Raw genomic sequence first — 19,711 nt, 5'->3', positions numbered from 1 at the left:
GCGCCCGCCCTCCCCAGGGCCGGCCCGGTCATGCCGAGCGCCTGCGCTCCGCGTGGGCGCCGTCACCGCCGAAGGGCGCCGCCCCGGCGAGGACACCGCCTGCGCCGATCCCCGCGAAGTCGACGGCCCGGTCGAAGCCGCCCTCGAACCCCGGGCGCATGGCGTGTCCCCTTCCCTGCCCGGCACCGCCCCACTCGGTGGCCTGAGCCGTCGTCGCCAGGGCGGCCTGCGCGGCGGACGCGAGGGTGACATGCCGGTGCCAGCCCTGGAAGGAGCGCCCCTCGAAGTCCCGCATACCGACCCGGTCCGCCGTGTTGACGGCGCCTCGCTCGATCCGGCGCGACAACTCGGCGAGTCGCATCAGCAGCGCGGGCGGGGCAGTCGTCAGATCGGTCAGCCAGTAGCGATCGGGCCGGCGCCCGGCCTCCGCCCACTCCCCGATGAGCAGCAGCGGCCGACGGGGCGCGGTACGGCGACCGGCCGTCCGCGGACCGGCCTGATCCGGGAGCTCCGCCTGGAGAGAGGCGACAAAGCTGATCCCCACGGAGCGGTTCGCCCGGTCCTCGTACCGGACCGGCCTGCGCAGCGGACCCGCCGCCTCCATCACCCGCCCGGCCGTCACCAATGCCCCGTGTGCTCCCGGCAGTCGGGGGTCCGTCACATACAGCGGGGTGGCGGCGGCGACCTCCATCATGAACGGCACACCGGCCGCCCCCAGCCGGTCCGGCAGCAGCTCCGGTCCGCCGTCGACCGCGTCCACCACCACGGGCAGCCGGCGCAGCGAGCGTGCCTCGGCGATGTCGAGCGCCGCACGGGCCGCACAGCCCGCCAGCGTGGTCTCCTCCGGCAGGTGCAGCGCCCAGCTCACCGGCACGCTCGCCCCCTCGGAGACAGCCCAGGCGCCGAACGCCTGCTGCCCGTTGACCATGTGCCCCGACTCCGCGTCGAACCTGCGCTCCACGCCCACCGAGTGGGCCCCCGACTTGGGGATCACCATGGGCTTGACCACCCAGGCCCGGAGGTTGAGCAGCCCGTCCAGCTGCGCGGCGAGCGCTTCGCGGACCGGCCGCCAGTCCCAGGTGGAACAGGAGATGAAGTGATGCAGGCTCTGCTCACCGGCCGGCATCCCGGCGTGCGCGGCGATGTTGCGCATCGTCTTGCGCCCGCCCGCCGTCAGCAGCCCCCGCACATACAGCTCGGCTTTGCGGCGCTGGTCGGCCCGCGGCAGCGAGTCGAAGAGCCCCTGGCACAGGCGGCCCACCGCGTCCGGGCCGGCCGGGCCGCTGTGTGAGCGCTTGAACTGCACGAGTTGCGGGCCCATGAGACCTCGCCCTCCCCCTCGGTCGGTGACTACACGCAGAGCCTCTCCCAGCGGCCCCCGCTCCCACGAGGGCTGTCCGGCACACACCCGACCCCCCGGGGTGGTGGTGGGGCCACCACCCCCACCCCGATTCCGCGCTGCGGGCGGCCGGTCGGCCCCCCGCAGGGTGTGGCCCGAGCACACGAGCGCGCGGCCCGGGGACCGACGGCCTCCCTCACCCGAAGAGGGCGGGTGGAGCGCTGCCGACTACGCCGCTGAGGTCCCACCGCCGCGCCACGGCCGTCCCCGCCCGCAGCGCGGCCACCGGGTCGGCGGCCTCGTCCAGTTCGATGAGTACGGTGCCGGCGCCGGGCGTGCGGGACATCGCGTCGGCCCAGCCCTTCCAGTCCACGATGCCGGTGCCCAGGGCGGTCATGTAGGGCTGCTGCTGGGCGAAGACCGTTTCGTCGACGGTGAGTTCGGCGTCGATCGGCCCGACCGCGTCCTTCCAGTGCGCCAGCGCGATGCGCGGGGTGTGGCGGCGGGCGAGGGCGACGGGGTCTCCTCCGCCGAGGGCGATGTGGCAGGAGTCGGGGCACAGCCACACGTAGCGGGGGTCGGTGAGGGCCATGAACAGGTCGACGTCGCGCTCGTACCAGAGGGTGCTGTTGGACTCGGTGTGGAAGGCGAGCCGCACGCCGTGCCGGGCCACCGCCTCGCCGACCGCGTGCGCGATGTCGGCCACGAAGGCAAGCGGCGCGATCAGAGGTCGCCAGCGGCAAGAGCTGCGACCCGGGGACCGACGTCGTTGTCAATCCCCTCGGACTGTGGAGTCCTTCCTATGCAGCCAGTCTCATGGTGAGGCTGGCCCGGTACTCGTTCATCTGCCCGGCCGAATGTTGCGGTTGACCCGGAAGAGGTTGTCCCGGTCGTACTCTGCCTTGATCTGACGGAGGCGCTCATAGGTGCCGCGGTATGCGTCTGCGGTTCTGGTGGCTTCGTCCGAGGCCAGTTGGAAGTTGACGTAGTTCCCGCCGGTCGAGAACGGATGTATGTTCTCCCATCCCTTGCGGACAGCGGCCACGACCCCATCGTCGTCGGTGTGCGGAGGCCATACTCCGGAGAAGCCGCTGATGAATTCGGCTTCCCGGTTGCCGACCGATCCGCCGTCGCCGTGGGGGTCGTTCAGCGCACCCGCGAGGTGGAAGATGACGGAGAAGGACAGAGGGGAAGCGACCTCCAGCGCGGCGTCCCGGAAGGTGGGGAGGTACTCGCCCGGCAGATCGGGGAGGAACTCTGCCTTCCAGTACTGGTTCAACCCCTTGGGCTCCATCGCGTCGAGCATTGACTGCTGGGCCACGTACGGCTTCGCACCGATCAGGTTGAAGATCGGTTCTCCAAGGGCGCGCAGCGGGGCGAGGTCGGCCTCGGCGTTCGTGCCGCTGTGGCAGACGAGCAGTGCGGCGACGGGTTTGAGGTGCCACTCTGCCGGGACGAACGGCGCGGGCGGAGCGAGCCGGATGATCGCCACCGTCGTCAGCTCGCGGGGAGCGGTCGCGGTGAGGTGCCGGTACGTCGCGAGCACGTCGTCCACCCGGTCGATGCTCCAGGCGGCCAGGCCGCCGGTGATGACGGGACCGACCTCGTGCAGCCGGAAGGTGAAGCGGGTGACGACACCGAAGTTGCCGCCACCGCCACGGATCGCCCAGAACAGATCCGGGTTCTCCGCCCGGTCGGCGGTCCGGATCCTTCCGTCCGCCATGACGATCTCCACCTGCTCCAGGTTGTCGGCCGCCCAGCCGAACCGGCGCGTCAGATAACCGAATCCGCCCCCGAGGGTCAGCCCGGCAACTCCCGTCTCGGACACGAACCCGAGCACCGTCGCGAGGCCGTACTGCTGGGTGGCCCGGTCGACGTCCCGCAGGAGGCATCCCGGGCCGACGTGCGCGAGGCGGGCGGCCGGATCCACGGTCACCTCACGCATGCGGGACATGTCCAGGGTCAGCCCGCCGTCGGCGAGTGCGGTTCCGGCGATGTTGTGGCCCCCGCCCTTGATACTCAGCAGCAGGCCGTGGTCCGCGGCGAATCGGATGGCCGTGGCCACGTCCTGCGCCGAGGTTGGCTGAATGACCAGGGACGGTTTCGCTGTCGCCATGGCGTTCCAGACCAGGACGGCCTCCTCCCAGCCCTCGTCGCCGGCCGTGAGCAGGGGCCCTTCGAGCCGGGTGCCGAGTTGCTCGATCCGGGAAGAGGTCAGGCCGACATGCCCTCCGCCGAGCCCGGCGACCTCGAACATTTTCGTGTTCATGCCGGTTCCGCCTTCCGCGATGACCCCAGCGCGGTGCGGAGCGCGTCGAGGAAGTCCTCCGGCCGCTCCACTGCCGGGTCGTCCCGGCAGTCTTCGATCACGTGCAACGGCCATCCGTACCGGCCGCTCGCAGCCTCCGCGGCACGCAGCGGCACCTGGAGGGCGTGACGGCCGTGGATCAAGTCAGTGGGGACGTCGATGCGCTTGAGATCGCCGGAGGGGATCGCAGGAATGGCGATCCTGGGGACGATACGGCGGAGCGCCGCCTGCACGCTGGGTGTGCGGGCGCGGTCCAGGGCGTAGTCCAGCAGCGGCTGCCACTGCTGGCCTGTCTGCTCGCCCACTCGGTCCATGTCGAGGAAGCACCGGTTGAACAGGCGGTCCCTGCTTTTGGGGGTGGGGTGGGCGATGAAGCCCATCATGGGCGCGGCGAAGCTGGGCGCCGGCCGGAACACGGCGAGCCCCAGCGTGTCGACCAGGATCAGATGGGCCAGGCGGTCGCCGTGGTGCACCGCGTACCGCGCGGCGATCGCGCCGCCGAGCAGGTGGCCGACCACCACAGGCGGCCTGCCTCGACAGGTCTGGTCGATGAGCTCGTCGAGCCAGTTCAGGACCACTTCGGTGTCGATTCGGTTGTCGCGTACGGACGATGCGCCGTGGCCTGGCAGGTCGGGCGCGATGACCCGATGGGTTCTGACCAGGTCGGGGATCACCCTGATCCACAATGCGGCGAACTCACCCTGGCCGTGCAGCAGCACGACGGGCGGGCCGTCACCGCCCTCGAGAACGGCGGTGGATATGGTTGCGAGCTGAAGCTGTCGCTCCTTCAGCGGCATCGCGACGAGGAGCTGGTCGCGCGTCTGCTGGCCGGCGGACCGCTCCGGGCGTGTTGTGCTCTCCGGGGTGCTCATCACGGCCTCCTTTCCCGGTGGCCTGCCAGGGCCACGAGAGCCGTGGGGCCTACGAGGAAAGAATCCGCGTCCGAGAGCGGTGGCCGCATCGGTCACACTGACCAACTCGGTCGCCGCGCGCCGTGTGGGTATTTCTGTGCAGAGGGCGCCGGGCCCTACACGAGGTCGTGCTCGTAGGCGTACGCGGTGGCCGCGGCCCGTGAGGAGACACCCAGCTTGGTGAACATGTTGCTCACGTGCCGGGCGACCGTCTTCTCGCTGATGACAAGACCGTCCGCGATGTCCCGGTTGGTCGCGCCGGTCGCCACCAGGCGGAGCACCTCGACCTCGCGAGGGGTCAGACCTCCAGGGCTCGGATACGAGGTTCGGCCCATGAGCTGCCGTGCCTCCTCCAGCGCCGGTACGGCGCCCAGCTGCTCGAAGACCCGGTGGGCGGTGTCCAGCTCCATCTCGGCCGTGTCGTGGTCGCCGATCCGGCGGCACGCGCGCGCCATCCGCAGCCGCACCCGTGCCGCTTCGAACGGAGCGTCGATCTCATGCCAGGCCGTCCATGCGCGGCGCAGGGCGACACAGGCGGCCTCGGGCTCACCCGCGGCCAGCAGGACGGACCCGTGCGCGTACGCGACCACCGCCCGCAGATACGGCGAGTCGAAGCCGGAGGCGATCTTGCCGAGCTCGTCCACCGCGGCCTGAGCCGCCTCCACGTCACCGGCGGCGAGCTCGATCTCCACGGAGCCGGCCAGCACCCCGGGCCGCTCCTGTGCCGCCCCCTCGGTCTCGGCGAGCGTCCGGCGGATCGCGGCGGCGGCGTCATCGATGCGGCCCTGTGCCAGCCGGAGCAGAGCCAGGCCGGGCTGCGCCGAGTGCCCCCAGTCGTTGGCCTCGCGGTAGCAGCTTTCGGCCCGGGAGAAATCGCCGCGCAGACGGAAGAGTTCAGCACGCTGGTACAGCGCCATGCCCATCGCCGGGCCACCGGGCGGGGCGGCCAGATGCTCGCACGCCAGCCGCGCCTCGTCCATCGCATCGCCCCACTCGCCGCGCAGTTGCATGATCTCCGAGCGGTGCACCAGGCACTGGCCCCGGTAGGGCTTGAGGCTCTGCTGCACGGCGCACCAGTGGCTCAGCGCCGCTGTCCACTCCTGCACGCGACCAAGGTCGAAGATTCCGCGGCAGGCGATGATCACGGCGCAGTAGATGATCCCGGCGGCCACAGGTGAGACCTCTCCCGTGGTCACCGCCACCATCGCCTCGTCCAGCAGGACGACGCCCTGGACCGCCCGCCCTCGCGCAAGAAGCGCCTGGCCCTGCCCCAGCATCCCGAACGCCCGAAGGTCGGCGTCGTCGAACCGATCGGCGATCTCGGTGATCTCCACGAACGAACGGCGCGCCGACTCGGGATCGCCGCCGTCCAGAGCCCGCAGCGCCCCGGGGATGCGCAGGTATCCCTGCTCGGTGCAGTCCAGGATGGCGTCATCGAGGAGATGTCCCGCCCGCGCGAGCCATCCGCCGCCGCGGGCCTGCTCACCGTGCAGGACTAGGATGATGCCGATCCAGAACGCACACCGTACGGCCGGCGCCACGTCCCCCCGGCCCAGGAACGCGTGATGGGCCCGCTCCCAGCTCTCGACCGCCGCGTCGAGGGCTCCGATCAGGTACGCCGACCGCGCCATCCGGTCAAGGTCATCGGGCTCCAGCAGACCCTCCCGGTCGGCGGCCCGCAGCTGCTCATACGCGTCCCGCCACGCCAGCCGCCCGTACGACTCACGCCCCTGCGTACGAGGATCGACGGTGGCCATGAGCACTCCCGCGCGAGATGAGTCCCTGGGAGCAGCGTACGTGGTGCCCGCTGGCTGCGCCCGAGTCCGACGGTGAACAGCCCGAACGCGTCGAGGCGACGCAGAAGAGGCACGACGGTCGAGGTCCTCGGGCAGCGGCTCTCGGTCGACGGGCAGGCACCCGCGACGCCGGAGGTGGACGTGCTGGTGCGGCCCGAAGCGCTCCACGTCGCGGGGCACGAGCACGGCGACGCCCGCGTGGTCGCCACGGCCTACCTCGGCGCGGCCACCCGCCTCACGGTACGGCTCGCGGACGGCACCGAGGTCAAGGCCGACCTGCCCACGCACCAAGCCGCCACGCTCGGTGCCGGGACCGCCGTACAAGTGTCGCTGCCCGATCGGCCGGTGCTGGTGGCCGAACACGCGCGCCGACCCCACCATCCCCCACCTGCAAGACGACAGCCCTCCCCCACGTGAAAGAGACAACCGTGACTCGACTCCCCCTCCAGGCCGTCCTGTTCGACATGGACGGCACGCTCGTCGACACCGAGCGGCTGTGGTGGGAGGCCGTGGAAAAGGTCTCCGGGCGCTCCCTGACCGAGGCGGACCAGCCGAAGGTACTCGGCCGGCCGGTCGAGCACACCGCCGCCTGGCTGGCCGCGGTCACCGGAGCACCGGCCGCAGACCTCGCCGGCACGCTCCACCGGGAGTTCGCGGACCGCGTCCGCGCCGGCATCGTGCCGCGCCCCGGCGCGCTCAACCTGCTCGACGCCCTAGCCCGCGAGGGTGTGCCCACCGCCCTGGTGACCGCGTCCCCCAGGGCGGTCGCCGACACCGTCCTGGAAGTGCTCGGCCCCAGCCGCTTCGCCGTCACCGTCACCGCTGACGACACCGAGCACATCAAACCCGCCCCCGACCCCTACCTCGCCGCCTGCCGCGCCCTCGGTGCCGACCCCGCCCGCTGCGTCGCCGTCGAGGACACCCCAACCGGCGTCAACTCCGCCGAGGCCGCCGGCTGCGCGGTGCTCGCGGTGCCGCCCCTGGCCCCGATCGCCACGGCGCCTCGGCGGACGGTCCTGGACAGCCTCGAAGGGGTCACTCCGGAGCGGCTGTGCGCGATGCTGCCCCGCGAGCTGCGCGTGCTGAGCTGGAACCTCTGGCACGGCGGGACGAAGGTGGACGACCACCGGGCCAAGCAGCTCAAGGTCATCCTGGACACCGAGGCCGATATCGTGGGCCTGCAGGAAACAGGCGGCACGGCGGCCCGGGAACTCGCCGAGGCCCTCGCCTGCACCACCACACAGCGGGCCGGAACCTCGGCGTCATCAGCCGCCACCCGATCGTCGCCCGCCTCGGCGACCCCGACGTCGGCTTCTACGGCGCGGCCGGTGCCCGCATCCGCATCGAGGAGGCGTATGAGGTCGATGTCTGGACCGCCCACCTGCACTACACACCGTACGGGCCCTACGAGGCCGCCTTCGACGGCCTCCCCGCAGCCGAGCTGATCGCCCACGAAGAGGTACGGCTCGCACAGATGCGGGACACCCCGCGGTGGATCGCCCAAGCGGCCGACGCCACCACGCCAGTGGTTCTCACCGGGGACTTCAACTCCCCCTCCCACCTGGACTGGCCGGACGTCGAATGGCCCGTGACGAAAGCCGCCGAGGAAGCCGGCCTGCGCGACTCCTACCGCGAGGCCCACCCCGACCCGGCCGCCGGACCCCGGCCACACCTGGTCCCCCATCCACCCCGAACACGAGGACGGCAGCAGCCGCCCCGAACCCCAGGACCGCATCGACTACGTCCTCCACAACGGACAGGACCTGAAAGTCCTCGACTCCCACACCATCGTCAGCGGCACCCCACGCGCTCGGCCCGACGTCGCCGGCAACGACTGGCCATCGGACCACGCCGCGGTACTCACCACCTTCGCCCTGCACCGCGCGGAGTGACCAGCGGCCTGCGTCGTCACGCCTCGGGTGGAGCTGCCTTCGGACCGCGCGAGCAGCGAAGGTCGCGCACGAGCGCGACGACGGCAGCCAGAAGGATCACAGCCCCCAGCCCCGCCCAGAGAGCCGACGCCCCGGCCCGGTACTCCCGAACGACGCCGACGAGCAGCATCACACCGGCGAGGACGCCGGCAACGGAGATCGCTGTGCTGATGCGGTTGGCCACCGATACATCATGAACGGTGCCGGCACTCGCCGGGAGCCATCCGCCGCAGACGAACGAGCGCCCCACGCGCTGTAGGGATACTCAGCCCCACAGCGCGTCCGCGAAGGCCGCCCCGACGAAGGCCGCCCCCAGCCCCGCCACCACACTGGCGATCACATTGGCGGCGGCGTAGAACCGGTAGCGGCACCTCGGCGCGAGGGGTGATCGCCGTGTCCATGCATCCAGTATCGCTGCTGGGAAGCAGCGGCACGGCGGATACGGGGCTCCCCCCGACGGTGCCCACTCGCGCGCGTCGGCGAAGCGGCGGCGCATCCTGCTTCGGCGGTGGTCGACCGTCTCCGACCAGGAGGGCCTTCGGCAGGCCCTGGCAGCAGAACCCGCTGACGGCGGGTGGTCCGGACCCAGCGCGCCCCGGACCCGCAGTAGCGGTCTTGCGAGGGCGGCTGCCTCCCGCGGAACCCTTCGGGTGCCCGGCCCACCGAGACGACCTCCCGACGCGATCGGTCCGCTCGCCTGGTGGCCGGTTCCACCACTCGATTTCATTCCGAACACTTTGTTGGTACGTCCTGACAAACCTGTTGACATCCCTGCAGAGCGGCTCCATAGTCTCTCCAACTAGAGCGCGCTACTAAAGCGCTCCAGTCGCAAACCTGGTGGTCACACCCCTACGACTGCCGCAGAAGAACCGCCGCGCACGGCACATGCAAACCACAGCGCACCGCGTCGCCCCTCGGTGATCCGCCATCGGCCGATGACGTCGGACGCGCTTACGCCCACCCAAGATTCCACTCCGACAAGCACAGCGAGGTACAAGGGACATGCACAGAAACCACCGAGTCGCCGTTCTCACGGCCACCGTCCTCGCCGGCACCCTGTTCGCCGCCGGCTGTTCCAGCAGCTCGGGCGGGAAGAAGTCCGAGGAAGGGGGTGCGGCGGCCTCGGCGGGCAAGGCCACCACCCCGCGGATGACCGTGGCCATGGTCACCCACGCCTCACCCGGCGACACCTTCTGGGACCTGGTCCGCAAGGGCGCCCAGGCCGCCGCCGCCAAGGACAACATCAAGCTCGTGTACTCCAGCGACCCCAGCGCCGGAAACCAGGCCAACCTCGTGCAGAACGCGATCGACCAGAAGGTCGACGGCATCGCCCTCACCGCCGCCAAGCCGGACGCCATGAAGAACGTCGTGGCCAAGGCGAAGGCGGCAGGCATCCCGGTCGTCGGCTTCAACTCCGGTGTGGACGACTGGAAGAAGCTCGGCATGCTCGAGTACTTCGGCCAGGACGAGAACATCGCCGGTCAGGCCTTCGGCGAGCGGCTCAACCAGCTCGGCGCCAAGCACGCCCTGTGCGTGATCCAGGAGCAGGGGCAGGTCGCCCTGGAGGCACGCTGCGCCGGCCTGAAGAAGGGCTTCAGCGGCAAGACGGACACTCTCTACGTCAACGGCACCGACATGCCGTCAGTGAAGTCGACGATCACCGCCAAGCTCAAGCAGGACTCGTCCATCGACCAGGTCGTCACCCTCGGTGCGCCGATCGCGCTGACCGCGGTGCAGTCCCTGTCCGACGCGGGCAGCAAGGCAAAGCTCGCCACCTTCGACCTCAACAAGGAATTGGTGAAGGCCGTCCAGGACGGCAAGGTCGAGTTCGCCGTCGACCAGCAGCCCTACCTCCAGGGCTACCTCTCCGTCGACTCGCTCTGGCTCTACAAGACCAACGGCAACGTCAGCGGCGGCGGCACGGCGCCCGTCCTCACCGGACCGGCCTTCATCGACAAGACCAATGTCGACGCCGTCTCCGAGTTCGCCGCGAAGGGCACCCGGTGATGAGTATGGCCCAGCAGGCTGAGCCGGCGGTGAGCACACCGCCGGCCTCCGGCCCGAAGCAGACCGACGGCCGGACTGCCCAGCGCCCGATGGCGCTACGGCTGCTGGCCCGCCCCGAGGTGGGTGTCTTCCTCGGCGCCCTGGCGGTGTTCGCCTTCTTCCTGATCGCGGCGCCCTCGCTCCGTCAGGGCAGCTCGATGGCGACGGTCCTGTACCAGTCATCGACGATCGGGATCATGGCACTCCCGGTGGCGCTGCTGATGATCGGCGGTGAGTTCGACCTGTCGTCCGGCGTCGCGGTCATCACCTCGGCGCTCACCGCGAGCATGCTGACCTACCAGCTCACGATGAACGTGTGGGTGGGCGTGATCGTCGCGCTCCTGGTCTCTGTGGGAGTCGGCTTCTTCAACGGCTGGATGGTGGTGCGCACCGGTTTGCCCAGCTTCCTGGTCACCCTCGGCACCTTCCTGATCCTGCAGGGTGTGAACCTGGCCGTGACCAAGCTGGTCACCGGTAACGTCGCCACCGACGACATCAGCGACATGGACGGCTTCGACCAGGCCAGGAAGGTCTTCGCCTCGTCGTTCGGCGTCGGCGGCATTCAGGTGAAGATCACGGTCGTGTGGTGGCTGGTCTTCGCCGCCATCGCCACCTGGGTGCTGCTGCGCACCAAGTACGGCAACTGGATCTTCGCGGTGGGCGGCAACAAGCAGTCTGCCCGGGCGGTGGGCGTGCCGGTGACCTTCACCAAGATCTCGCTGTTCATGCTGGTCGGCTTCGGCGCCTGGTTCGTCGGCATGCACCAGCTGTTCTCCTTCAACACGGTGCAATCCGGCGAGGGCGTGGGCCAGGAGCTCATCTTCATCGCCGCGGCGGTGATCGGCGGCTGTCTGCTGACCGGCGGCTACGGCTCCGCGATCGGGCCGCTCTTCGGCGCGTTCATGTTCGGCATGGTGCAGCAGGGCATCGTCTACGCCGGCTGGAACCCCGACTGGTTCAAGGCGTTCCTGGGCGTGATGCTCCTCGGCGCCGTCCTGATCAATCTGTGGGTCCAGCGAACGGCCACCCGGAGGTGACCACCCCCATGACAACCACCCACCACATCACGCCCGACGATGCCCGGCCCCAGGACGCGAATGCCCAGGACGGCTCCCCCGTCGTCGAGCTGAAGTCCACCGGCAAGTCCTACGGCAATATCCGCGCCCTGCACGGCGTCAGCCTCGCCGTCCAGCCCGGCAAGGTGACCTGCGTCCTCGGTGACAACGGCGCCGGCAAGTCCACCCTCATCAAAATCATCTCCGGGCTGCACCAGCACACCGAGGGCGAGTTCCTCGTCGACGGCGCCCCCGTCCGCTTCAGCACACCGCGCGAGGCACTCGACCGCGGCATCGCCACCGTCTACCAGGACCTCGCCACCGTCCCGCTGATGCCGGTGTGGCGCAACTTCTTCCTCGGCTCCGAGCTGACCAAGGGCCCCTGGCCCGTACGCCGTCTCGACATCGAGGCGATGAAGAAGACCGCCGATCACGAACTGCGCGAGATGGGCATCGTCCTGGACGACCTGGAGCAGCCCATCGGCACGCTCTCCGGCGGCCAGCGCCAGTGCGTCGCCATCGCCCGCGCCGTCTACTTCGGCGCCCGCGTCCTCATCCTGGACGAGCCGACCGCCGCCCTCGGCGTCAAGCAGTCCGGTGTGGTGCTCAAGTACATCGCCGCCGCCCGCGACAAGGGCCTCGGCGTCATCTTCATCACCCACAACCCCCACCACGCCTACATGGTCGGCGACCACTTCAGCGTGCTGCGCCTCGGCACCATGGAACTGTCCGCCTCCCGCGACCAGGTCAGCCTCGAAGAGCTGACGGACCACATGGCCGGCGGCGCCGAACTCGCGTCCCTCAAACACGAACTGGCCCAAGTCAGCGGCGTCGACGTCGAAGAGCTCCCCGAAGAGAGGGGTCTGACGGCTCTGTAGCGACCCATCGAAAGGCCATTGACCCCAACCTGCTGGGGGACAGCCGCCGAGGCCGCCGCGCTCTACGCGGCCGCCTCCCTCCGCCCTCGGTCGCCATGTCTCAGGGGGACGTCTCTGGGGGCGTGTCACTGGTGCCGCGTACCACCAGCTTCGGGTCCAGTACGGCCTCCCGAGACTCCAGCACCGGATTCTCCAGCCGCTCCACGGCGAACCGCACGGCGTGCTCCGCCATGAGAGTCGCGTCCTGGCGGACGGTGGTCAGGCCGACGGGCATCAGATGGGAGAGGTGGCTGTCGTCGTACCCGATGACGGACATATCGCGCGGGATGTCGACTCCTGCCCGCGTCAAGGCCATCAGCAGGCCCCACGCACACCGGTCGTTGCCCGCGAGGACCGCCGTCGGCAGGCGTTGCCCCTGCTCGCGCTCCGCCAGGAGCAGGCGGCCCGCCGCGATACCCGACTCCTCCGTGTGCTCCCCGGGGATCACCCGCACCTCGGGCTCCAGCCCGTGCCGGCGCATCGCGGCCCGGTAGGCGAGCCGCCGCTCCGCCGATCCGGGCCCCCGGCCGCCGTCGATGTGAATGATCCGGCGGTGCCCCAGTTCGACGAGATGCTCCATGGCCTGCTGTACACCCTTGCTCTCGGCACTGTGCACGAAGTCCACGCGGGCGCGGGGCACCCGGCGGCTGACCGAGACGGTCACCGCCCTGTGTCCGAGTTCGTCGAGATACGCGGCCTCGGCCTCGGGGCCGAGCAGGATCAACGCCTCGCAGCGGTGGCTGAGCAGCGCCTCGGCCGCCTTCGCCTCGCTACGGCCATGGGTCGCCGCAGACAGCAGGACGTCGTAGCCGAGACGTTCGGCCTCGGGGTAGATCCCCTGGATGAGGTCCGCGTGGAAGGTCTGGTGCACGGTGAACAACACGCCGAGCGTGCGGCTGCGGCCGCGTGCCAGCAACCGGGCCGCGCTGTCGGGGCGGTAACCGATCTCGTCGGCGACCCGCAGCACGCGCTCCCGGGTCTCTTCGCTCGCCCCCGGCTGACCGCGGAAGATGATCGAGACAAGCGCCCGGGACACCCCCGCTTTCGCGGCGACGTCCGCCATCGTGGGCCGCTGCTTTCCCGACGCATCCACCTGTGAGCCCCACCCTTCGACGCGGCCCACCCTAGGGGCCTCTCGAAAATCTCCCAGCAACAAGCTATTGACATGACATTTGGACAGGGGTCATCGTACAGGGACTAGAGCGCGCTAGTAGAGCGCGATAGCGGATCTTTGCGAGTCCCGTCTCCAGCACGAAGGGGAAACCAGCGTGATGCCGTTCGAAGTGCTGACCATGGGCCGCGTGGGGGTGGACGTGTATCCGCTCCAGACAGGCGTGGGGCTGGCGGAAGTCACGTCGTTCGGCAAGTACCTGGGCGGCAGCCCGACCAATGTCGCCGTCGCCGCCGCTCGGTACGGGCACTCCTCGGCCGTGATCACCAAGGCCGGCCGGGACCCGTTCGGGGACTTCGTCCGCGCGGCCCTGGAGGGTTACGGCGTCGACAGCCGGTTCGTCGGTACGTCGGACATCGCCCCGACGCCGGTGACGTTCTGCGAGATCTTTCCTCCGGACGACTTCCCGCTGTACTTCTACCGGCTGCCCAAGGCACCGGACCTCGACATCAGTGCGGATGAACTGGACCTGGGGGCGGTACGGGAAGCCGCGGTCTTCTGGGTGACCGGGACGGGACTGAGTGAGGAGCCGAGCCGTTCGGCGACGCTGGACGCCCTCGCTCACCGGGCGAAGACAGGGCCGACGGTCTTCGACCTCGACTGGCGGCCGATGTTCTGGGCCGACCCGTCCGAGGCGCGTGCGTACTACAGGCAGGCCCTGCGTCACACCACCGTGGCCGTCGGCAACCTCGACGAGTGCGAGGTGGCCACCGGTGAGCGCCGGCCGTACGCCGCCGCAGAGGCGCTGCTCGCCGCCGGAGTCGAACTGGCGGTGGTGAAGCAGGGCCCCAAGGGCGTCCTGGCGATGGACAGGGGCGGTTCGGTGGCCGAGCTCCCGCCGGTGCCGGTGGACGTGGTCAACGGTCTCGGCGCCGGTGACGCCTTCGGTGGGGCGCTGTGCCATGGGTTGCTCTCCGGCTGGGACACCCGCCGCACGGTCGCCTTCGCCAATGCCGCCGGCGCGATCGTGGCGGGCCGGCTGGCCTGTTCCGACGCGATGCCGACCGAGGCCGAGGTCGACACCAAGCTCCGCGAGGCATCCCTCGCCCCCTCCGCAGGAAAGGCGTGATGACGTGCTGTCCGAGAACGTGAGCCGGATCGTGTCCGCCCGGGTCGTCGACCCCGGCGCCATCGCGGCCGCCGCCGCCCGCCGCGTGAAGGCCACCTCGGTGCTCGGCGCGCACGGCAAGGCGATGATCATCGCGGCCGACCATCCCGCGCGCGGTGCCAACGCCGTCGGCGCGGACCCCACCGCCATGGCCGACCGCTTCGAACTGCTGGACCGGCTCTGCGTCGCCCTGGAGCGGCCGGGCGTTACGGGGGTGCTGGCCACCGCCGACATCCTGGAGGACCTGCTCCTGCTCGGCGCCCTGGACGGCAAGAGCGTCTTCGGCTCGATGAACCGGGCCGGCCTTGCGGGCTCGGTCTTCGAGATCGACGACCGCTTCACCGGGTACGACGCCGAGACCATCGCCGCGATGGGCTTCGACGGCGGCAAGATGCTCACCCGCATCGCTCTCGACGACCCGGCCACCCCGGCCGCCCTGTCCGAGACGGCGAGGGCCGTCAACGAGCTGAACGACCGTCAGCTCATTGCCCTGGTGGAGCCGTTTCTGTCGGGTTGGCAGGACGGCAGGATCCGCAACGATCTCTCGACGGACGCCGTGGTCAAGTCGGTCACCATCGCCTCGGGACTGGGCCGACGCACCGCCTACACGTGGCTGAAGCTCCCGGTCGTCGAGGACATGGAGCGGGTGCTCGCCTCCTCCACTCTTCCGGCGCTGCTGCTGGGCGGCGAGGTCAAGGACCCGGAAGCGGCGTTCGCCTCCTGGGGCAAGGCCCTCCAGCAGCCGACCGCGCAGGGCCTGGTCGTCGGCCGGTCCCTGCTCTACCCCGCGGGCGGCGACGTCGCCGGAGCGGTGGACAAGGCGGTGAGCCTGCTGTGAGCAGCGAGTACCACCTGCCCAACGGGACTGCGGCTGACGGCTCCTACGACCTCCTGGTCACCCCCGAGTCGGCTGGCTGGGGACACTCCGGCCTCAGGGTCCTGCCCCTGACGCCGGGTCAGGCGCACACCCTGTCCACCGGGGATGCAGAGTTCTTGGTCCTTCCCCTCAACGGTGGCTGCACCGTCACCATCGACGGTCGGACCTTCGAACTCGCGGGCCGGTCCGGAGTGTTCGCCTCGGCCACCGACTTCGCATACCTGCCTCCCGCGTCGGAGGCCCTGATCAGCAGCGCGCAGGGAGGTCTGTTCGCGCTGCCCTCCGCCCGTACCGAGCGGAGCTCACTCTCCGCTCGGTACGGGCGCAAGGAGGACGTGCCGGTGGAACTGCGCGGCGCGGGAGCCTGCTCACGGCAGGTCAACAACTACTGCCTGCCGGGCACGTTCGACGCCGAGCAACTGCTGGTGTGCGAGGTCCTCACCCCGGGCGGCAACTGGTCCTCGTACCCGCCGCACAAGCACGACGAAGCCCGGCCGGGAGCCGAGTCCGAACTGGAGGAGATCTACTACTTCCAGGTCTCGGGCGAGAACGGCTTCGGCTACCAGCGGGTCTACGGCACCGATGAGCGGCCGATCGACGTACTCGCCGAGGTCCGCTCCGGGGACGCGGTGCTGATTCCACACGGCTGGCACGGACCGTCGATCGCCGCACCAGGCTACGACCTCTACTACCTCAACGTCATGGCCGGTCCGGGGCAGGAGAGGGCCTGGCTGATCTGCGACGACCCCGCCCATGGCTGGGTCCGTGCCACCTGGGACTCCCAGGACATCGACGACCGGCTCCCCTTCGAAGGACCAACCGAGCAATGAACACCGTCCGACTCACCACCGCGCAGGCCCTGGTGCGTTTCCTGGCGAACCAGTACAGCGAGCGCGACGGCCAGGAGCAGCGGCTGATCCCCGCCGTCTGGGGCATCTTCGGGCACGGCAACGTCGCCGGGATCGGGCAGGCGCTGTTGCAGGCCGCCACCACCGGCGAGGCCGACCTGCCCTACTACCTGGCCCGCAACGAGCAGGGCATGGTCCACGCTTCGGTGGCCTACGCCAAAATGCGCGACCGGCTGGCGACGTTCGCCTGCACGGCGTCGACCGGACCGGGCTCCACCAACATGATCACCGGCGCGGCGCTGGCCACCACCAACCGGCTGCCGGTGCTCCTGCTGCCCTCCGACATGTTCGCCACCCGCGCCGCCGACCCCGTGCTCCAGCAACTCGAGGACAGCCGGGGCGGGGATGTCACCGTCAACGACGCCTTCCGCGCCGTGTCCAAGTACTTCGACCGCGTCTCGCGTCCCGAGCAGCTCATCCCGGCCGCGCTCGCGGCGATGCGGGTGCTGACCGACCCCGTCGAGACCGGGGCCGTCACGCTCGCGCTGCCGCAGGACGTCCAGGCGGAGGCGTTCGACTGGCCGGTGGCGTTCTTCCGGCGCAGGGTGTGGCATGTGGGCCGCCCGGTGCCCGAGCCCGCCGCGGTCGAGCGGGCGGCACGTCTGCTGCGGGGCGCGAAGAAGCCGCTGATCGTGGCGGGCGGCGGGGTCGTGTACTCGGGTGCGGAGACCGCGCTGCGGGCCTTCGCCGAGGGCACCGGGATCCCGGTCGCGGACACTCACGCCGGCAAGGGCGCCGTTGCCTGGGACCACCCCTGCGCGGTCGGCGGCATCGGGTCGACCGGGTCGTACGCGGCAAACGAGCTGGCGCGCGAGGCGGACGTCGTCCTTGGTATCGGCACCCGCTACTCCGACTTCACCACCGCCAGCCACACCGTCTTCGGCAACCCCGACGTCACCTTCGTCAACCTCAATGTGGCCCGTCTCGACGCCGTCAAGCACTCCGCCGAGCCGCTGGTCGCCGACGCACGGCTCGGCGTCCAGGCGCTCGCCGGTGCGCTGGCGGACTGGGAAACAGCACCGGAATATCGCGCACACACCCGGCAGCTCATCGCCCGGACACGGGAGATCGAGGACGGCTGCTTCACCGTCGGCCATGGTCCGCTGCCCGCCCAGACGGAGATCCTCGGGGTGCTCAACAACGTCCTCGACGACCGGGCCGTCGTCATCAACGCTGCCGGATCGATGCCGGGTGACCTGCAGCAGCTGTGGCGGGCCCGGGACCCGAAGGCTTACCACGTCGAGTACGCCTACTCCTGCATGGGCTACGAGGTCGCCGCCGGTGTCGGCGCCAAGATGGCCGACCCCTCGCGCGAGGTCGTCGTCCTCGTCGGTGACGGCTCGTACCTGATGATGGCGCAGGAGATCGTGACCATGGTCTCCGAGGGCCTGAAGGTCATCATCGTCCTCGTCCAGAACCACGGCTTCGCCTCCATCGGCGCGCTGTCCGAGTCGCTCGGCTCGCAACGGTTCGGCACCAAGTACCGCTTCCGTGACGGCGATTCCGGCCTCCTCGACGGCGACGTGCTCCCCGTCGACCTCGCCGCCAACGCCTCCTCCCTCGGAGCCGACGTCCTGCACGCCACCACCGTCGACGCATTCCGTAGCGCGATGGAGAAGGCCAAGGCCGCGCACCGCACCACCGTCGTGCACGTCGAGACCGACCTCTACGGGCCCAACCCGCCCGGACACGGCTGGTGGGACGTCCCCGTCAGCCAGACCTCCGCCCTCGACTCCACCCGCACCGCATACGAGACATACGCCGCCCGCAAGCACGCCCAGCGGCACTACCTGTAAGTCCCGTCCCCCGTAAGGAAACCCTCACCGTGAAGACCATCCAGCACTGGATCAACGGCTCGCCGGTGGCCGGCACGGACACCGCCCCGGTGTTCAACCCGGCCACCGGCCAGGGACAGGCCCGGGTCCTCCTGGGCTCGGCCACGGACGTGGACGCGGCCGTCACGGCCGCCGCGCATGCCTTCGAGACCTGGTCGGAGTCCTCCCTCACCCAGCGCACCCAAGTCATGTTCGCCTTCCGCCAGCTCCTCGTCGAACACGAGGAGGAACTCGGCCGGATCATCTCCGCCGAGCACGGCAAGACCGTCGACGACGCACGGGGCGAGATCACCCGTGGCCGGGAGGTCGTGGAGTTCGCCTGCGGCCTCGGAGACGTCCTCAAGGGCTCCTTCTCCGACCAGGTCTCCCGCGGCGTGGACGTGCACGACTTCCGCCAGCCCCTCGGCGTCGTCGCGGGCATCACCCCGTTCAACTTCCCTGCCATGGTGCCCCTGTGGATGCACCCGATCGCCATCGCGACCGGCAACACCTTCATCCTCAAGCCCAGCGAGCGCGACCCCTCCGCCGCCGTCTTCGTCGCCGAGCTGTACAAGAAGGCCGGGCTGCCCGACGGCGTCTTCAACGTCGTCCACGGCGGCAAGCCCGCTGTCGACGCCATCCTCACCCACGCCGGCATCGAAGCCGTCTCCTTCGTCGGCTCCACCCCCATCGCCAAGTACGTCCACGAGCAGGCCACCTCGCACGGCAAGCGCGTCCAGGCCCTCGGTGGTGCGAAGAACCACGCCGTCGTCCTGCCCGACGCCGACATGGAGTTCGCCGCCAACCACATCACCGCCGGCGCCTACGGTTCCGCGGGCGAACGCTGCATGGCCGTCTCCGTGGCCGTCGCGGTCGGCGACGCCGCCGACGCTCTGGTCGAGGTGCTGGAGCGCAAGACCCGTGAGGTGAAGGTCGGCCCCGGCGACGCCCCCGGCACCGAGATGGGCCCTCTGGTCACCAAGGCCGCCCAGGAGCGCGTCGAGAACGCCGTCGGCGTCGCCGCCGCACAGGGCGCCACCATCGTCGTCGACGGGCGCGGGCTGAAGGTCGACGATCACCCCGAATGCGCTGACGGCTTCTTCACCGGCCCCTCCCTCCTCGACCACGTCACCACGGAGATGGACGCGTACAAGGAGGAACTCTTCGGCCCGGTCCTCGCCGTCCTCCGGGTCGACACCCTGGACGAGGCGATCGCGCTGATCAACGCCAATCCCTACGGCAACGGCACCGCCCTCTTCACTGCCTCCGGCGAAGCCGCCCGCCGCTTCCAGCGCACCATCAAGGTCGGCATGATCGGCATCAACGTCCCCGTCCCGGTCCCGATGTCCTACTACTCCTTCGGCGGCTGGAAGGACTCCCTCATCGGCGACTCCCCCATCCACGGTGCCGAGGGCATCCGCTTCTACACCCGCCCCAAGGTCGTCACCAGCCGCTGGCCGCAGCCGGCGCAGCAGCACGCCGCCGCCGGTTTCAACTTCCCCACCTCCAGCTGACACCAGGGCGTCCCGT

Annotated in this window: 15 protein-coding genes and 3 pseudogenes; 10 read left to right on the top strand and 8 right to left on the bottom strand. The window is 70.4% G+C overall.

Features of this window, described 5'->3' with window-relative positions:
- Positions 1 to 28 precede the first annotated feature (28 nt).
- From ABTX62_RS32040 to ABTX62_RS32020, 5 genes are all read right to left on the bottom strand, one after another.
- Positions 29 to 1,321: an IS701 family transposase gene (locus ABTX62_RS32040; RefSeq protein WP_352119444.1), complete on the bottom strand. Its 1,293-nt coding sequence runs from the start codon at positions 1,319 to 1,321 to the stop codon at positions 29 to 31.
- 214 nt (positions 1,322 to 1,535) lie between these two features.
- Positions 1,536 to 2,045 carry a sugar phosphate isomerase/epimerase family protein gene (locus ABTX62_RS32035; RefSeq protein ID WP_352119443.1) on the bottom strand — a complete coding sequence of 170 codons (510 nt, stop codon included), beginning with the start codon at positions 2,043 to 2,045 and terminating at the stop codon, positions 1,536 to 1,538.
- A 135-nt stretch (positions 2,046 to 2,180) separates the two neighbouring features.
- Positions 2,181 to 3,608, bottom strand: a complete 1,428-nt coding sequence (locus ABTX62_RS32030) for an FAD-binding oxidoreductase (RefSeq protein ID WP_352119442.1) — start codon at positions 3,606 to 3,608, stop codon at positions 2,181 to 2,183.
- The gene (locus tag ABTX62_RS32025; RefSeq protein ID WP_352119441.1) at positions 3,605 to 4,519 is read right to left on the bottom strand and encodes an alpha/beta fold hydrolase; all 915 of its coding nucleotides are present in this window, start codon (positions 4,517 to 4,519) and stop codon (positions 3,605 to 3,607) included. Before ABTX62_RS32025 ends, ABTX62_RS32030 begins: the two co-directional genes overlap by 4 nt.
- Before the next feature lie 155 nt (positions 4,520 to 4,674).
- On the bottom strand, positions 4,675 to 6,315 hold the full coding sequence (locus tag ABTX62_RS32020) for a LuxR C-terminal-related transcriptional regulator (protein WP_352119440.1): 1,641 nt from the start codon (positions 6,313 to 6,315) through the stop codon (positions 4,675 to 4,677).
- Positions 6,316 to 6,423: 108 nt separating this feature from the next.
- Here ABTX62_RS32020 and ABTX62_RS32015 point away from each other — a divergent pair.
- Both ABTX62_RS32015 and ABTX62_RS32010 read left to right on the top strand, forming a co-directional pair.
- Positions 6,424 to 6,771, top strand: a pseudogene (locus ABTX62_RS32015) (TOBE domain-containing protein); the annotation flags it as partial.
- An 11-nt stretch (positions 6,772 to 6,782) separates the two neighbouring features.
- Positions 6,783 to 8,246, top strand: a pseudogene (locus ABTX62_RS32010) (HAD-IA family hydrolase).
- A 16-nt stretch (positions 8,247 to 8,262) separates the two neighbouring features.
- Here ABTX62_RS32010 and ABTX62_RS32005 read toward each other — a convergent pair.
- Together ABTX62_RS32005 and ABTX62_RS32000 are read right to left on the bottom strand one after the other, a co-directional pair.
- Entirely contained in the window at positions 8,263 to 8,469 is a 207-nt protein-coding gene (locus ABTX62_RS32005; RefSeq protein WP_352119439.1) for a hypothetical protein, read from the bottom strand.
- An 81-nt stretch (positions 8,470 to 8,550) separates the two neighbouring features.
- Positions 8,551 to 8,646: pseudogene (locus ABTX62_RS32000) on the bottom strand (fluoride efflux transporter CrcB); the annotation flags it as partial.
- Between the two features lie 641 nt (positions 8,647 to 9,287).
- Between ABTX62_RS32000 and ABTX62_RS31995 the strand changes: the two are divergent.
- The 3 genes from ABTX62_RS31995 to ABTX62_RS31985 are packed head-to-tail and all read left to right on the top strand — an operon-like array spanning position 9,288 to position 12,264.
- Positions 9,288 to 10,292: a sugar ABC transporter substrate-binding protein gene (locus tag ABTX62_RS31995; RefSeq protein ID WP_352119438.1), complete on the top strand. Its 1,005-nt coding sequence runs from the start codon at positions 9,288 to 9,290 to the stop codon at positions 10,290 to 10,292.
- Positions 10,292 to 11,368 carry an ABC transporter permease gene (locus tag ABTX62_RS31990; protein WP_352119437.1) on the top strand — a complete coding sequence of 359 codons (1,077 nt, stop codon included), beginning with the start codon at positions 10,292 to 10,294 and terminating at the stop codon, positions 11,366 to 11,368. Before ABTX62_RS31995 ends, ABTX62_RS31990 begins: the two co-directional genes overlap by 1 nt.
- 8 nt (positions 11,369 to 11,376) lie before the next feature.
- Entirely contained in the window at positions 11,377 to 12,264 is an 888-nt protein-coding gene (locus ABTX62_RS31985) for an ATP-binding cassette domain-containing protein (RefSeq protein ID WP_352119436.1), read from the top strand.
- A gap of 100 nt (positions 12,265 to 12,364) precedes the next feature.
- Here ABTX62_RS31985 and ABTX62_RS31980 read toward each other — a convergent pair whose 3' ends face one another.
- Positions 12,365 to 13,366: a LacI family DNA-binding transcriptional regulator gene (locus ABTX62_RS31980; RefSeq protein ID WP_352119463.1), complete on the bottom strand. Its 1,002-nt coding sequence runs from the start codon at positions 13,364 to 13,366 to the stop codon at positions 12,365 to 12,367.
- A 208-nt stretch (positions 13,367 to 13,574) separates the two neighbouring features.
- Between ABTX62_RS31980 and iolC the strand changes: the two genes are divergently transcribed.
- The 5 genes from iolC to ABTX62_RS31955 are packed head-to-tail and all read left to right on the top strand — an operon-like array spanning position 13,575 to position 19,695.
- Positions 13,575 to 14,543, top strand: a complete 969-nt coding sequence (gene iolC / locus ABTX62_RS31975; protein ID WP_352119435.1) for a 5-dehydro-2-deoxygluconokinase — start codon at positions 13,575 to 13,577, stop codon at positions 14,541 to 14,543.
- Between the two features lie 7 nt (positions 14,544 to 14,550).
- Entirely contained in the window at positions 14,551 to 15,420 is an 870-nt protein-coding gene (locus ABTX62_RS31970; protein ID WP_502998052.1) for a Cgl0159 family (beta/alpha)8-fold protein, read from the top strand.
- Positions 15,417 to 16,289, top strand: coding sequence for a 5-deoxy-glucuronate isomerase (iolB, locus tag ABTX62_RS31965; protein ID WP_352119433.1), 873 nt, complete (start codon positions 15,417 to 15,419; stop codon positions 16,287 to 16,289). The genes ABTX62_RS31970 and iolB overlap by 4 nt, the downstream gene beginning before the upstream one ends.
- On the top strand, positions 16,286 to 18,163 hold the full coding sequence (iolD, locus tag ABTX62_RS31960) for a 3D-(3,5/4)-trihydroxycyclohexane-1,2-dione acylhydrolase (decyclizing) (RefSeq protein ID WP_352119432.1): 1,878 nt from the start codon (positions 16,286 to 16,288) through the stop codon (positions 18,161 to 18,163). The genes iolB and iolD overlap by 4 nt, the downstream gene beginning before the upstream one ends.
- Positions 18,164 to 18,192: 29 nt before the next feature.
- The gene (locus ABTX62_RS31955; RefSeq protein ID WP_352119431.1) at positions 18,193 to 19,695 is read left to right on the top strand and encodes a CoA-acylating methylmalonate-semialdehyde dehydrogenase; all 1,503 of its coding nucleotides are present in this window, start codon (positions 18,193 to 18,195) and stop codon (positions 19,693 to 19,695) included.
- Positions 19,696 to 19,711: the final 16 nt, after the last annotated feature.

It is taken from the genome of Streptomyces sp. NPDC096046 (assembly GCF_040303285.1).
Taxonomy (GTDB): domain Bacteria; phylum Actinomycetota; class Actinomycetes; order Streptomycetales; family Streptomycetaceae; genus Streptomyces.
Note: the sequence above shows the minus strand (reverse complement) of the source record. Positions and strands in the feature narration are given on the sequence as shown.

Excerpts from the sequence above, each read along its gene's own strand:
- ABTX62_RS32040 (WP_352119444.1), bottom strand. The coding sequence starts at position 1,321 with ATGGGCCCGCAACTCGTGCAGTTCAAGCGCTCACACAGCGGCCCGGCC.
- ABTX62_RS32030 (WP_352119442.1), bottom strand. The coding sequence starts at position 3,608 with ATGAACACGAAAATGTTCGAGGTCGCCGGGCTCGGCGGAGGGCATGTC.
- ABTX62_RS32025 (WP_352119441.1), bottom strand. The coding sequence starts at position 4,519 with ATGAGCACCCCGGAGAGCACAACACGCCCGGAGCGGTCCGCCGGCCAG.
- ABTX62_RS32020 (WP_352119440.1), bottom strand. The coding sequence starts at position 6,315 with ATGGCCACCGTCGATCCTCGTACGCAGGGGCGTGAGTCGTACGGGCGG.
- ABTX62_RS31995 (WP_352119438.1), top strand. The coding sequence starts at position 9,288 with ATGCACAGAAACCACCGAGTCGCCGTTCTCACGGCCACCGTCCTCGCC.
- ABTX62_RS31990 (WP_352119437.1), top strand. The coding sequence starts at position 10,292 with ATGAGTATGGCCCAGCAGGCTGAGCCGGCGGTGAGCACACCGCCGGCC.
- ABTX62_RS31985 (WP_352119436.1), top strand. The coding sequence starts at position 11,377 with ATGACAACCACCCACCACATCACGCCCGACGATGCCCGGCCCCAGGAC.
- ABTX62_RS31980 (WP_352119463.1), bottom strand. The coding sequence starts at position 13,366 with ATGGCGGACGTCGCCGCGAAAGCGGGGGTGTCCCGGGCGCTTGTCTCG.
- iolC (WP_352119435.1), top strand. The coding sequence starts at position 13,575 with ATGCCGTTCGAAGTGCTGACCATGGGCCGCGTGGGGGTGGACGTGTAT.
- iolD (WP_352119432.1), top strand. The coding sequence starts at position 16,286 with ATGAACACCGTCCGACTCACCACCGCGCAGGCCCTGGTGCGTTTCCTG.